The 13,754-nt window shown below is 72.1% G+C and carries 11 protein-coding genes; 3 read left to right on the forward strand and 8 right to left on the reverse strand.

The genetic code is table 11. From position 1 onward, the window contains the following. Positions 1-13: 13 nt before the first annotated feature. Positions 14-1,015: a glycosyltransferase gene (locus WMF19_RS32715; protein WP_437893956.1), complete on the forward strand. Its 1,002-nt coding sequence runs from the start codon at positions 14-16 to the stop codon at positions 1,013-1,015. A gap of 61 nt (positions 1,016-1,076) precedes the next feature. Further along, positions 1,077-1,799 carry a leucyl/phenylalanyl-tRNA--protein transferase gene (gene aat / locus WMF19_RS32720; RefSeq protein ID WP_437893957.1) on the forward strand — a complete coding sequence of 241 codons (723 nt, stop codon included), beginning with the start codon at positions 1,077-1,079 and terminating at the stop codon, positions 1,797-1,799. Positions 1,800-1,838: 39 nt separating this feature from the next. Here aat and rbfA read toward each other — a convergent pair whose 3' ends face one another. The 7 genes from rbfA to WMF19_RS32755 all read right to left on the reverse strand — a co-directional run bounded on the left by rbfA (position 1,839) and on the right by WMF19_RS32755 (position 10,848). After that, entirely contained in the window at positions 1,839-2,210 is a 372-nt protein-coding gene (gene rbfA / locus WMF19_RS32725) for a 30S ribosome-binding factor RbfA (protein WP_272094721.1), read from the reverse strand. Further along, positions 2,207-2,602 carry a DUF503 domain-containing protein gene (locus WMF19_RS32730; RefSeq protein WP_437323808.1) on the reverse strand — a complete coding sequence of 132 codons (396 nt, stop codon included), beginning with the start codon at positions 2,600-2,602 and terminating at the stop codon, positions 2,207-2,209. The genes rbfA and WMF19_RS32730 overlap by 4 nt, the downstream gene beginning before the upstream one ends. Positions 2,603-2,612: 10 nt before the next feature. After that, positions 2,613-5,753: a translation initiation factor IF-2 gene (gene infB, locus WMF19_RS32735; RefSeq protein WP_437893958.1), complete on the reverse strand. Its 3,141-nt coding sequence runs from the start codon at positions 5,751-5,753 to the stop codon at positions 2,613-2,615. A gap of 15 nt (positions 5,754-5,768) precedes the next feature. Then, a complete protein-coding gene (locus tag WMF19_RS32740; RefSeq protein WP_437893959.1) occupies positions 5,769-6,920 on the reverse strand; it encodes a YlxR family protein in 1,152 nt (383 codons plus the stop codon). A 38-nt stretch (positions 6,921-6,958) separates the two neighbouring features. Continuing rightward, a complete protein-coding gene (gene nusA, locus WMF19_RS32745; RefSeq protein WP_272094725.1) occupies positions 6,959-8,602 on the reverse strand; it encodes a transcription termination factor NusA in 1,644 nt (547 codons plus the stop codon). A gap of 30 nt (positions 8,603-8,632) precedes the next feature. Then, positions 8,633-9,280, reverse strand: a complete 648-nt coding sequence (gene rimP, locus WMF19_RS32750) for a ribosome maturation factor RimP (protein WP_437792419.1) — start codon at positions 9,278-9,280, stop codon at positions 8,633-8,635. A gap of 383 nt (positions 9,281-9,663) precedes the next feature. Continuing rightward, entirely contained in the window at positions 9,664-10,848 is a 1,185-nt protein-coding gene (locus tag WMF19_RS32755; RefSeq protein ID WP_437893960.1) for a phosphoglycerate dehydrogenase, read from the reverse strand. Positions 10,849-10,909: 61 nt separating this feature from the next. Between WMF19_RS32755 and WMF19_RS32760 the strand changes: the two genes are divergently transcribed. Further along, complete coding sequence (locus WMF19_RS32760; protein WP_437893961.1) at positions 10,910-11,950, forward strand: FG-GAP repeat domain-containing protein; 1,041 nt, start codon at positions 10,910-10,912, stop codon at positions 11,948-11,950. Here WMF19_RS32760 and WMF19_RS32765 read toward each other — a convergent pair. Further along, positions 11,907-13,754, reverse strand: a complete 1,848-nt coding sequence (locus WMF19_RS32765; protein WP_437893962.1) for a hypothetical protein — start codon at positions 13,752-13,754, stop codon at positions 11,907-11,909. The two genes, WMF19_RS32760 and WMF19_RS32765, sit on opposite strands and share 44 nt — an antisense overlap.

Consider the following 13,754-nt stretch of genomic DNA (forward strand, 5'->3'; position numbering starts at 1 on the left):
CCATGGTCTCCGTGTGGCGCCGCTCGTCTCCGTCTTGCTTCCGTACCGGCAGGCGGAAGCGACGATCGAGGAGGCGCTGGAGAGCGTGCTCGCCGAGCGCGCGGTCGATCTGGAGGTGGTCGCCGTGGACGACGGCTCGACGGACGGCGGCCCGGCGAGGGTCGCGCGCGTCGCGCAGCGCGATCGCCGCGTCCTCCAGATCGCGACGGGCGGCGTGGGGATCGCGCGGGCGCTCTCGCGCGCGGCGGAGGCGGCGCGCGGCGAGCTCCTCGCCCGCATGGACGGAGACGACATCTCGGTCGGCGAGCGGCTCGCGCGGCAAGCGGAGACGCTCCTCCGGGATCCGCGGCTCGGCGTCGTCGGGGCCCGCGTCGAGGCGTTCGCTGCCGGGCCGATCGGCGAGGGCATGCTGCGCTACGTCGACTGGCTGAACTCGATCATCACGCCGGAGGACCACGCGCGCGAGATGTTCGTTGAGTCGCCGCTGTGCCACCCGTCGGTGATGCTGCGGCGGAGCGCGCTGGAGCAGGTGGGCGGGTTCCGGGAGGTCCCGTGGGCGGAGGACTACGATCTGTGGCTGCGCCTCGACGCGGCGGGCGCGCGGATGGCGAAGCTCCCGGACCTCGGCCTGCGCTGGCGGCACCGCGAGGGGCGCGCCACGTTCGCCGATCCGCGGTACGCGATCGCGAGGTTCCTCGAGGCAAAGGCGCACTACCTCGCGAGGAAGCTGGGCCCGGCGCGCCCGGTGGCCGTGTGGGGCGCGGGAAAGACAGGCCGGCGGCTGGCGAGGGCGCTCGCCCGGAACGGCGTGACGCCCGCGCGGTTCGTGGACATCGACCCGCGCAAGATCGGCCGGATCGCGCAGGGCGCGCCGATCGTCGACCCGTCGCGGCTGGAGCGCGGCGCAGAGACCCTCGTCGTCGCCGTGGGGGCGCGAGGGGCGCGCGCGCTCATCCGCGGCCACCTCGCGGCGCGCGGCTTCGTCGAGGGCTCCGACTACGTGTGCGCCTCCTGAGCGAGCGCCGGGCGACGCTTTGCAACCGCGCGCTCTTTTGGGAGGATTCGATCCCACAGCGATGCGGGTCCCGATGCTCACGAGCAAGCTCGACTTCCCTCCGCCAGAACGCGCGACCCCGGAGGGGATCGTGGCCGTGGGCGGCGAGGCCTCGCCGGAGCGGCTGCTGGCCGGCTACCGCCGGGGCATCTTCCCCTGGCCTCACGAGGGGCTGCCGCTCCTCTGGTTCTCCCCGGATCCGCGCTTCGTCCTGCCGCCGCGCGAGGCGCACGTCCCGCACTCGCTGCGCAAGCGGGTGCGCCGGGGCGAGATCGAGGTGCGGACCGATACGGCGTTCGAGCGGGTCATGCGGGCCTGCAGCGCCGCGCCGCGACCTGGGCAGGACGGCACGTGGATCACCGAGGAGCTCATCGCCGGCTACACGGCGCTGCACACCGCCGGGGTCGCGCACAGCATCGAGGCGTGGTCGAGCGGCGAGCTCGTCGGCGGCCTCTACGGCGTGTCGCTGGGGCGGATGTTCTTCGGCGAGTCGATGTTCGCACGCGCGCCCGACGCCTCGAAGATCGCTTTCGCGACGCTCCTCGGGAACCTCGTCGCCTGGGACTTCGCGCTGGTGGACTGCCAGGTGTACACGGACCACCTGGAGCGATTCGGCGCCGTCGAGTGGCCGCGCCGCGAGTTCCTCGGCGCGCTGAAGGTGGCCCTCGACGCCCCGACGAAGATGGGACCGTGGCGCTTCGACCTCGATCCCGCGCGGTCGATCGAGCGGCTCATCTCGCGGTGATCGCGGCCGAGCTTCGGCCGCGCGCCGCTCGACCCCGCGCTAGGAGCGCTCGCCCGAGCCGTCCTTGATCTCTCGGAGCAGCTCCTCGATCCGCCGCTCGGCGTCGGGTCCCTCGTCGTAGAAGAAGCGCAGCGTCGGCACCACGCGCAGCCCCATCGTGCGGGCGACGTCCCTGCGCAGCCGGCCCGAGGCCGCCTCCAGCCCCTTGAGCAGGGCGCGGCGCGCAGCGGCGTCCTCCGCCCCGAACTCGTGGCGCACGTGGACCTTCGCGCTCTGCAGGTCGTCGGTGATCTCCACGCGCGACACGAGCACGCCGGCGATCCGCGGGTCACGCAGATCCCGGAGCAGGTTGGACAGGTCCTCACGGAGCCGCTCGGCGACCCGCGTCGCCCGCTTCACCACGCCGCTCATTCGTCGTCCTCTGCGTCCTCGAGCATGTCCGAGGGCGCTCCCAGATCTCCATCGTCACGGCCGAGCGCCTGCTCGATACCGCCCTGCACACCAGCGCCTCCGTCGCCGAACGGCACGATCTCGGTCGCCCGATCCGTGAGGACGGCGTGCGGCAGCGATCCCGCCATCGCGGCCACGTCCGCGAGGACCTTGTCGCACATGACCGACGAGTTCGAGACGACCGCGACGCCGAGCGTCGCCCGCCTCGGATCGTCGAGCACGCCGACCTCGGCGATCGACACGCGCATCCGGCTCTGCGCCCGCTCCTTCAAGGAGCGCACCACGCTGCGCTTGTCCTTGAGGGAGCGGGCCCCGACGATATCGAGACGGAGACGGAGGACGCCCACGAACATCGGATGAAGCTCAGAGCTTCGTCTTGATCTCTTCGATCTCGAAGCTCTCGATGATGTCGCGCTCCTTGATGTCCGAGTAGCCCTCGAGCGAGATACCGCACTCGAACCCCTCGACCACCTCTTTCACGTCATCCTTGAACCGGCGCAACCCGGACAGGCGACCCGTCCAGACCACGGCGTTGTCCCGGATGAGGCGCGCCTCGCCGGTGCGCTTGACCGAGCCGCTGATGGCCATGCAGCCGGCGACCGTGCCCGCCTTCGTGATCTTGAAGACCTGGCGGACCTCGGCGCGGCCGAGGACCTTCTCCACCTTCGTCGCGGGGAGGAGCCCCTCCATCGCGCTTCGGATGTCGTCGACGGCGTTGTAGATGATGTTGTAGAGCCGGATCTCGACGCCCTCGTTCTCGGCCAGAGCGCCCGCCTTGCCGGCCGGCCGGACGTTGAAGCCGACGATGATCGCCTTCGACGCGACCGCCAGGTTGACGTCGCCCTCGGTGATGCCACCGACGGCGCCGTTCACGATCGTGACCTTCACCTTCTCGGTCGAGAGCTTCGCCAGCGCGTGGGTGATCGCCTCGACCGAGCCCTGCACGTCGCCCTTGATGATCAGCTTGAGCTCGAGCTGATCGGCCTCCTGCAGGTTCTTCGTGATGGACTCGAGCGAGACGCGCGAGTCCTGCGGGATCAGCGTCTTCGACGCCTTCTTGCGCCGGGTCTCGGCGATCTCCTCCGCGGTCTTCCCGTCCTTGACGGCGTGGACGGGATCCCCCGCGCTCGGCACCTCGTTGAGGCCGAGGACCTCGACGGGCGTGGCGGGGCCGGCCTCCGCGACGGAGCGCCCGAGCTCGTCGGTCATCGCCCGGACCTTGCCCCACGCGGCGCCGGCCAGGAGGATGTCGCCCGTGCGGAGCGTGCCGTCCTGGACCATGACGCGCGCGACCGGGCCGCGGCCACGATCGAGCAGCGCCTCGATGACGGTGCCGCTGGCGCGCTTCTTCGGGTTGGCGCGGAGGTCCTGGACCTCGGCGAGGAGCAGGACCGACTCGAGGAGCTGGTCGATGCCCTGCCCCATCTTCGCCGACACGCTGCAGAACATCGTCTCGCCGCCCCACTCCTCGGGCTGAAGCCCGAGGGCCGCGAGGTCGCGCTTGATCTTGTCCGCGTCGGCGCCCGGCTTGTCGATCTTGTTCACCGCGACGATGATCGGCACCTTCGCGGCCTGGGCGTGCGAGATCGCCTCCTTGGTCTGAGGCATCACGCCGTCGTCGGCCGCGACCACCAGGATCACGATGTCGGTGAGCGAGGCGCCGCGGGCGCGCATCGCCGTGAACGCCTCGTGGCCCGGCGTGTCGAGGAACGCGATCGTGCCGCGCGGCGTCTCGACGCGGTAAGCGCCGATGTGCTGGGTGATCCCGCCGGCCTCTCCCTCGGCGACCGTGGCTTTCCTGATCCTGTCGAGGAGCGAGGTCTTGCCGTGGTCGACGTGGCCCATGACCGTGACGATGGGCGGCCGGATCTCGACCTCTTCGTCGGTCTCGGCCCCGGCCTGCATGGCCGCGGTCAGCGTGTCCTGCTCGCTGACGGCCACGTCCTCGACGCTCCAGCCGAACTCGCTGGCGAGGATCTTCGCGGTCTCGGCGTCGAGCGTGCTGTTGATGTTCACGCCCGTCATGCCCATCGACAGGAGCCGCATGAGCACGTCCGTCGCCTTCAGGCTCATCTTCGCGGCGAGCTGCTGGAGGGTGACCTGCTCCTCGATCTTGATGACCTTCTTGTGCGAGGCCATCTCCTGCGTGGAGACCTGGACCGGCTTGCGCGGGAGACCACCGCCTCCCGGACGCTGCCGCCCGAACGTCCCCGGGCGGGTGTTCCGGCCGCCCATGGGCCGGCCGCCGGGACCGAAGCTGGGACCACCGGGGCGCGCTTGCTGCGCGTTGGCGCGCGGATCGTAGGTCGTGCGCCGCGCCGGCGGCGTGCTGGTGCGGGCAGCCGGCATCGTGACGCCGGGGCGCCCCTGCCAGACCTCGATGCCGGTCTTCGGCGGCGAGGACGGGCGGCGCGGCGCCTGTCCCGGCGTGCCGGCCGGCTCTTCCGGCTTGGCCGCGGGAGCCGACGCGGGCGGCGTGGTGGGCCGAGCGCCCGGGCGGGCCGCGGCCGGAGGCGCAGTGGGCCGGTGCGGCGCGGGCGGCGGCGACGTCGGCCGCGATGCGCCCTGCGCCGGAGCAGGCGCCGAGGGCCCGGCTTGCGGCCGGGCCGGCGCCTGCGCCGCGGCTGCTGCGGGAGCAGCGGCTGCTGCGGCAGGCGCGGTGGCCGCGGGCGCTGCGGCTGGCGCAGCAGGCGCGGGCGCTGCGGCTGCGGCGGGCGCAGCTGCTGCGGGCGCAGCGGATGGCGCCGGGGTCGGCGCGGGCGCAGCCGCCTGCGCAGGGGCGGCTGCAGGCGCCTCGGGCGCAGCCGCAGCGGGGGCGGGCGCCGGCGCGGCGGCGGTGGCAGGCGGCGCCGCGACAGGCGGCGCAGGCTTCGGCTCGGGCGAGGTCACCTTCGTCTCCTCCGCGGCCGCGGACGCCGCGGCAGGCGCGGTTGCTGCGGGAGCGGGAGCCGCCGGGGGCGGCGGCGCAGGGGGCGCAGCCGCAACAGGCGGCATCGCCGGGGCAGGCGCAGTGGGCGCGGGTGCGGGAGCAGGCTCGCGCAGGCTCGCGGCGACGACCGGCTCGTGGGCCGGCGCCGAGGGCGCTGCGACGGGAACGGCGGGCGGCGGCGGAGCGGGGCGACGGGGCGGCGCTTCTTCCTGAACGGCGCGCTCGGGCGGCGGCGAAGCCGGAGCGGACACCGCCGCAGGCCGCGAGGGCGCAGGCTCCGGAGCAGCGCGAACGGGCGCCTCCGACAGGTCGGGCCCGCGGCCCGGCGAGGACGGCTCGGGCTCGGCCCCAGGCCGGGCGCGGCGCTTCACGACCGTGGGGCGGATCCTCTCCTCCACCACCTCAGGCGACTTCTGCCGCTCGAGGTGCCGCTTCACCCGCTCGACGACGTCGGACTCGACGGCGCTCATGTGATTGCGCACGTCGCCTATACCCATGGACTGGAAGAGCGCGACCAGCGTCTTCTGGTCCATGTTCAGCTGCTTGGCGACCTCGTAGACCCGGACTTTGCTCATGCACCTCGCTCCACGTTAACCAATCCGCCTCACCCATCCGCGCGGGCGACGATTTGCGGCCACTCTGTCCACCGTCGAGGCGCGTCCGGTAGGACCGGACATCGCCGCCCTGCCCCCGACCGCGCCGCCTCCCCCCATGCCCGGCGCAGTAGCAAGAAGCCGACCGGACTCACTCTCCGGCCCCCGCCGCTCCTCGCGGCTCGTAAGCGCGCCCTGCGGGCTGCCGGGTCTTCCCCCGACCTCTTCGGACGCCGAGAGAACCCCGACCCCGGGGCTCTCGCGCTCCACGCCCGACGTCCCCGGCTCACGGCGACGCCGGAGGCCAGCATGGCCAGGCGGCGCCTTCCGTTGCTCGGGGCTCCCGCCTTCCTCTGATCGGGCGGCTGCATTGCGCGAAGGCCGCCCCCTGCGACCGGCGCCGCGGCGCGCATCGTCCGCGGCGCCCGCGGCGTCCTCGCCTCGCTCGACGCGCGCGCACGTGTCCACGACGTGCGCTGCGTTCGCGATGGCAGCGGCGATCGGCGCCGCTGAGATCGCCATCACGGCAACGCCGCGCTCGCGCGGGCCGCCCGCCAGGGCGCCGAGCCCCAGCTTGCTGCCCCACGCGACGGCGCGCCCTTCGGCGACGGCGCGCCGGACCTCCGGCAGATCCGCGCCTGCCGCCGCGTCGCACGCGACCAGGACGAGCGCGGCCTCACCCCGCACGCACGACCCCACGACGGCATCGGCGCCGATCGCCGCGCTCTGGGAGCGGACGGCGGCGCGGATGAGCCCCTGGAGCCGGCGCTCGGTCGCTTCTCGGATCGCCCGCGCCAGCGAGACGGTCGTGAGCGGCTCGACGCCCTGCGTGGCCTGATCGCCGGCGCCCTCAGCGCCTCCTCCAGCGGCCCCCACGATCGCGTGGACACGTCCCTTCGCGGCGCGGGCGAGCCCCCGGGCGACCGCCGCCGAAAGGCAGTCCTTCCGCGGGTGCACGTGTGCGCCCCGCCCGAACCCGCCGTCGCCGGGATCGACCGCGATCACGCCGCCAGGACCAAGGATGAGCCGGACGAGCGGACGAGCGCCGCGGACGTCGTCGACGCCGACGCGCTCCCCGCAGCCGACGCACGTGCGCACTCGCCCCTTCTCGAAGGGCTCGCGCTCACCCGCGTCGCTCTGTCTGCTCACCGCCGATTCCATCCTCGATCCTCTTCCTCCCCGACAGCCTATGCGTGCCTCGCCTCTACAGCGCGACGAACGTCCGCCCGCGCCGCATCGAGCACCTTCTGCTCGCTTTCAACGAAATCCCGCGCCCCCTGCTTGATGGCGCGCGCCTTCTTGATGCCGAGGCCGGTGCGGATCGCCAGCCGATCCTCGTCCTCCCGCAGCACGTCCTCGACGCTGCGGTACCCGGCCTCCTCCAGCAACACCACCGTCCGATCGCCGACGCCGCGGATGAACATCAGTCGCTCGCGGTCGGTGAGCGGCTCGGTGCGTGAGCTCGCCGAGCGGATGCGCTCCTGCCGCAGCCGCTCCATCGTCGTGTCCGCCTGCGACTTGATGCGCTCGGCGGCCTCGGCGCCGCCGAGGCCCGGGATGGCCGCGAGCTCCTCGACCGAGGCCTCGCTGACCTCCTCGAGCGCGCGGAAGCCGAGCCGATACATGGACTTGGCGATCTGCTCCGTCACCACGTCCATCTGCTGCAAGGCGGAGATCGCCTCTTCTTCCATCTGCTTGAACTTGGTCTCGCTGATGATGTCGAGCTTCCAGTTCGTGAGCTGCGCGGCGAGCCGCACGTTCTGGCCCTTGCGCCCGATCGCGAGCGACAGCTTCTCGTCCGGGACCACGAGCTCCATGCGCCCGTCGGCCTCGTCGACGATCACCTTGTGCACCTCGGCCGGCTGGATCGCGGCGATGACGTAGCGCGCCGGATCCCGATCGAACGGCACGATGTCGATCTTCTCGCCGCGGAGCTCCTGTACGACCGCCTGCACGCGCGAGCCCTTCATGCCGACGCACGCGCCCACCGGGTCGACGTCCGCGTCGCGGCTGGTCACCGCGATCTTCGAGCGGGCGCCCGGCTCGCGTGCGACCGACACGATCCGCACGATGCCCTCGTAGATCTCGGGGACCTCGGCCTCGAAGAGCTTCTCGACGAGCCGGGGATCGGAGCGAGAGAGGATGACCTGCGGGCCGCGGGCCTCGCGATCGATGTCCTTCACGTACGCCACGATGCGGTCCCCGGGCCGGTACGTCTCGCGCGGCGTCTGCTCGCGGAACGTGAGCACGCCCTCGGTGCGGCCGATGTCGACGATGATGTTGTTGCCCTTCTCGAACCGCCGCACGATGCCGCGGATGAGCTCGCCCTTGCGATCCTTGTACTCGTTGAAGATGAGATCGCGCTCGGCGTCGCGCACGCGCTGCAGCAGGACCTGCTTCGCCGTCTGCGCGGCGATGCGCCCGAAGGTCGTGCGGCCGTGCTTGAGCTTCAGGATGTCGCCGTATTCCTTGTCCTGATCGCGCGCCTTCTCCGCGTCCTCGGGCCGCCAGAAGACCTGGAAGCCGAGCTCCTCGCCCAGGGTCGCGTCCAGCTTCAGCTTGTCCACGTCAGTGATGGAGATCTCGCGCTCCGGCTCCGTCACGGCCTCGACCACGGTCATGTACTGGAAGAGGTCGATCTGCCCGGTGTCCTCGTTGAAGCGCGCCTCGAGCTCGCGGGTGGGGCCGAAGACGCTCTGCGCGGCCTTCAAGATCGCGGCCTCGATCGTCTCGACGAGGATCTTCTTGTCGATCCCCTTCTCCTTCGCGACCTGATCGAGGATGCTGCCGAGGCTCGTCTCCGAGGTCGGCATCGCTGCCATCGTTGCCATGACGTCCCTGTCTCCTGATCTTTCTTCTCTCTACTTGCGCTTCTCGGAGCCGCGCTCGCTCCGCTTCGAGCCCGACCGCGGAGCCGCCTCCGCGAGCTGCCTGATCTGCCCCGACTCCTTAGCGGGCTCCTTGCCCTGCCGCTGCCCCTTCTTGGCTTTGGGCTGTGACGGGAGCTCGAAGACGAGGCGCGCCTCCACGACATCCGCGAACGGGACCGCGATCCGCTTGCCATCGACCAGTACCGCGACCTGCCCCTCCGGAGCCTCGAGGAGCTCGCCCCGGAGCAGCCGCTGGCCGTCCGGCGCGGGGCGCGACAGCTTCACCTTCGCCGTCCTGCCGAGGAAACGAGCGAACTCGGCCGCTGTGCGCAGCCGCCGATCGAGGCCAGGAGAGCTGACCTCGAGGTTGTAATGGTTGGGTATGAGATCCTCGACGTCGAGGACCGATGAGACGTCGCGCGACACGTCCGCGCAGTCCTCGAGCGTGACCCCGCCGCCCGCGTCCTCCACGTCGTCCACGTTCTCGCGCTCGATCGTGAGCCGCAGCGTCCAGCCCGCCCGCTCCCGCTCCGTGGTCCACTCCAGATCGACGAGCGTGACCCCGTGCGAGGCGAGCACCGGCGCGACGGCGTCGCGGACGCGCCCGAGATCGAACACGGCTCTGGTCGAAGGCTCCATGGGTTGCTGCATGTGAGAGACGTCACCCTCGGCGGATCCGGGTCCTCCTAGCGCGATCGGCCCCGAGCGAGGGTGCCCGGTACCACTGCGCCAAAAAAAAAGAGCCGATTCCCCGAACTGGGAACCCGGCTCGCGGATCCGCCTAGTTGTCGGCGGACAACCTAGTCGAATGCGGGCCTTCATGCAAGGGGGGATACGGGCAAACCGCCCCTGCGCGGCCGGGGATCTCCCGCCGGTTCATCTTCGCGTTTTTCGCGTCTTCGCGGCGTCTTCGCAGCGTCTTCGCGGCGGCCTGCGGCGGCCTGCGGCGCGTCAGCGCCGGAGCGCTCCCCGCCGCGCGGCAGTCGCGACAGCCTCGCGTCGCGCCCGCCGGGTCCCTCGAGTTACGCCAGATTCGGCAGCGCGACGATATCCACGTGCAGGACCTCCTCGAACGCCGCGATTTCCTTCAGACAGGCCTCGCTCGGCCGGCCGGAGACGCGCATCTTCGTGCAGGTCGCGGTGGCCCCCTCGAAGACGGTGTTTGAAATCTCCTCGATGTTGATCCCGTGGCGCTTCATGACGCTGAGCGTATTCGCGAGGACGCCGACCTTGTCCATCATCCGGACGACGACCGCGTAGCGGGCGGGCGACGTAGCGCAGATGTTGACCACGTTGGGCAGCTCCTCCTCCGTCATGAAGGCGCGGATGATCCGGGCCGTCTCGAGGGCCACCGCGCGCTGGGCCTGCTCCGTCTGCGCGCCGACGTGCGGGGTGCCGTAGACGAGCCCTCGCCCGAGGAGGTGCGACTCGAAAGGCGCCGAGCTCTTGTCAGGCTCGGTGGCGAACACGTCAAGGCCGACCCGCAGCCCCTTGCGCGGAATGAGCTCCTCGAGCGCGGCGTAATCCATCACCTCGGGGCGCGCGGCGTTCACGACGATGGCGCCGTCGGGGAGCGCCTCGAGGACGCTCCGGCTGACGATGCCGCGCGTCTGCGGGGTGGCCGTCAGATGGACCGTGAAGATGTCAGAGCGGGCAGCCAGATCCTCCAAGGTCCGGGCATAGCTGACGTCCAGCTTGGCAGCGCGGCCCGGCGTCAACGAGCGCGACCAGGCGTGCGGCTCGAGGCCGAACGCGCGGGCGCGCAGGAGCACCTCACGGCCGATCGCGCCGAGCCCCGCGATCCCGATCCGCCGACCGAACAGGCCCCGGGCCACCGAGTACTTCGCCTTCTCCCAGCGGCCGGCCCTGAGCTCCGACGTCGCATCGACCAGGCGGCGGTCCAGCGCGAGGATGAAGGCCATCGTCAGCTCTGCCACCGCGGTCGCGTTCTTGCCGGGACAGTTCGCCACGTAGATGCCGCGCGCGCTCGCGGCCGCGACGTCGATCGTCCCCACGCCGACCCCTGCCCTCACGATCAGGTTGAGCTGCCGCCCGGACGCGATCGCCTTCGCCGTGACCTCCGTGGAACGAACGACGAGAATGCCGATCCCGTCGAGGGCCGCCGGCAGCGACTCTCTGGTGAGCTCCGGCCGGGACTCGATCTCGATCCCGAGCACCTTGAGCTCTTCCAGAGCCGAGAGGTCCATCTTATCGGCTACTAGCAGGCGCATGCGGACGGGAACCGTAACAGAAAAGCTCTCGCAGACGATGGGCGTTCTGCTCCTCGTCTGCGGCGTCTGCGTCCGTTGCGCCAGCTCCTGCGCCAGCGATCATCAGGTCTCTCCCTGGGGTGCAGCGGGCAGACCGACGCTCGGCGCGTTCATCGCGCCGCCGGACCTCGACGCTCGGCTGCACGCCATCGACGTGGAGGCCGCCGAGCTCGGGCTGACGCTCGAGGTCGAGCTCCGCGGCGCGCTACGGCGCGGCGGCGCGGTGGTCGTGCGCGGCTACAGCGGGACCGACGCGCTCGGGCGCCGCACCTCGGCGGTCCGCGTGGCGACGCCGCACGGCGTGGTCCTCGCCGCGGGGCCCCTCGACGCCAGGCGCGTGGACCATGGCCAGGCGACCCAGCTGATACCGTCGCTGCTCCCGGGCTCCGAGCCGGAGGCGACGGAGCAGCTCGGGGTGTTCCGCTCCGGGACCGATCTCAACCGAGACGGCGCTCCGGACGTCGTGCTCAGAAACGAGAATGGCGAGCTGGAGATCTGGGCCGTGCAGCCGCTCGGCGCGGCCCGGTACGCCGTCGAGCTGGCGGCGCCGCCGCGGTTCGCGCTCGACGTCGATCGAGACGGCACCCTGGAGCTCGCCGGCCGGATCCCGCTGGACGAGGGGGATCCCATCGCGCCGGATCTCCTCGACGTCGCGGGGTTCGAGGGAGATCGCTACACGCACCGCGGCAGCGTCGCTCGGGCGTTCCATGCAGCGCGCGCCGAAGGCCCCGGCGCGGAACCGGCCGGCCAGGGCAAGCGGCAGGAGCCGCCGAAGGACGACGCCGCGCGCCTGCGGGGAGCGCTCGAGCGGGCCTGGCACGCGGTGCTCGCGGGCAGGCCGGCGGCCGAGGCGCTCGCGGCGCTCGACCGAGAGCCGGTGCCGCCAGCGCTCCGGGGCGCGTTCTCCGCGCACCGCGCGCGCGTCGCGGGCGCGATGGCGGCGGCCGCGAGCGGTCCACCGGCCAGGGGGGCGCCGCCCGGCGCCGGCGGCGCCCCTACTCGTCCGCAGGGAGCATCGGAAACGCCTGCTCGAAGGTGACGAGGATGTCGCCGGGGAGCGCGTCAGGCTCCTTGTAGCCGCGCGTCAGCGGCACCCCCCAGTCGGCGCGCATGACGACACGGTTGAGCTGCGGGAAGAGGGCTCGCACCCCGAAGCCAGCCGACTGCTTGAGGCGCAGATCGTCGAAGCCGTCGAAGGCGTCGCCCGCGTCGAAGAAGGCCGCGCCCGCGACCTGGCACGACCAGACCTCGACGGGCCGCGTGCGGAGCTCCAGGTTCGCGGAGAGCACGTCCTCGCCGATGAACGCCGCCGTCGGGTACCCGCGGAGCCGCGTGTCGCCGCCGAGCACCGACCTCCTGTTCAGGTAGTTCCTGTATCGGTCGAGCAGGCGCACGTCGAACACGAGCCGCCCGACGCCGAAGCTCGGCGTATGAACCCGCGCGCGCGCCTCGATGGAGGCGTCGAAGATCTGCGAGCCGTCGAGCTCGGTGACGCTCTCGACAACGGCGCGCGCGAGGCCGTCGCCGAGCGCGACCGTGTACGCCGCGGCGGCGGAGATCCCGACGAAGTTCCGGCTGGAGTTGAGCGCGGTCGTGACCGGATAGATCAGGATCGCGAGCTCGTGCCCGAGCCGGTAGTCCTCCTGCAGCGCGAGCGTGTTGAAGTCGAGGACGCGCAAGAAGCGGGTCGAGTACGTCGCGTACTTGAACGTCGGCGCGACGCGGGTGTCGCTCACCGGCATCACGCGCCTCTCGAACTCGGCGATCGCGGCCGGGGCGAGGCCCTCCGGCGCGTCGAAGCGATAGACCTTGCGGCTCGCCTCGATGCCCACCGAGAAGTCGTGCTTCACGGCCGAGGACCTCGCCGCGCCGCCGCCGAAGCTGCGCGTGACGGCGTAGCTGCCCACCAGGAGGTCGCTCCGGTAGCGGTACGGGACGCGATCGTCCCCCGGCGTGGCCGCCGCGTCGAAGGTGGCGAGCTTCGTGCCGACGAAGCGGCGGGTCACCTCGTCGCGCCAGGAGATCTCGGCTCCCCAGGCCCACTCCGCCTGCGTCGCGTAGAGCGGCTGCCCGTAGATGAACTCGCCGCTCGTGCCCTCGAAGTCGCCGGTCTCCCGGTCGATGATCGCGTTCGCCTGGGTCCGCAGCCGCACGTGGCTGCCCCCGATGCGCGGCATCGCGTAGGTGGCGCCGAGCGAGAGCGCGCCGGGATCGAGCGCGAGCTGCGCCGCCACGGCGTGGTGGATCCCGAGCAGGTTCTGCTCGCTGGGCTGCAGGAACAGGTACTCGAGCTGCCCGCCGGCGATGCGGTAGTCCGAGTTGAGGCGCAGGCTCCAGACGTCCTTGGTGACGACGGCGACCCGCACCCGATCCGGAGCGCCGCCCCGCACGGCGAAGACGAGGACGAGCGACAGCTGGCTCAGCTCGCGCAGGTTGCGCGCCGACTCGTCGGCGAGCGCCTGCTCGTAAGGAAGCCCGACCGCGAGCAGCACCTCGCGCCGGATGACGTACGGCCGCGAGAGCGCGTGGAACCAGTTCAGGAAGGCCGGCGCAGGATCGCGGTCCTCGATCACCTCGAGCGGGACCACGTCGATCCCCTCGACGATCTTCCCTTCGGGGGCAGGATCGAGGGTCGCCCGGAGGCGCGACAGGACGCGCTCGATGGTGGCGCTCTCGTAGCTCGAATAGCCCTCGCGCCGAGCCGGCGCGGCGAGCGCCGCCGTCCCGCCCTGCTTCGCGGCGGGCGCCGCCGTCCCGCCCTGCTGGGCCTGCGCCTCGATCGAGAGGAGCGCCCCGAGGGCCGGGATCGCGAAGCGCACCAGCACGATCGATGCGCTACGCAC

The sequence above is a fragment of the Sorangium sp. So ce124 genome, assembly GCF_051525235.1.
GTDB classification, from domain to species: Bacteria; Myxococcota_A; Polyangia; order Polyangiales; family Polyangiaceae; genus Sorangium; species Sorangium atrum.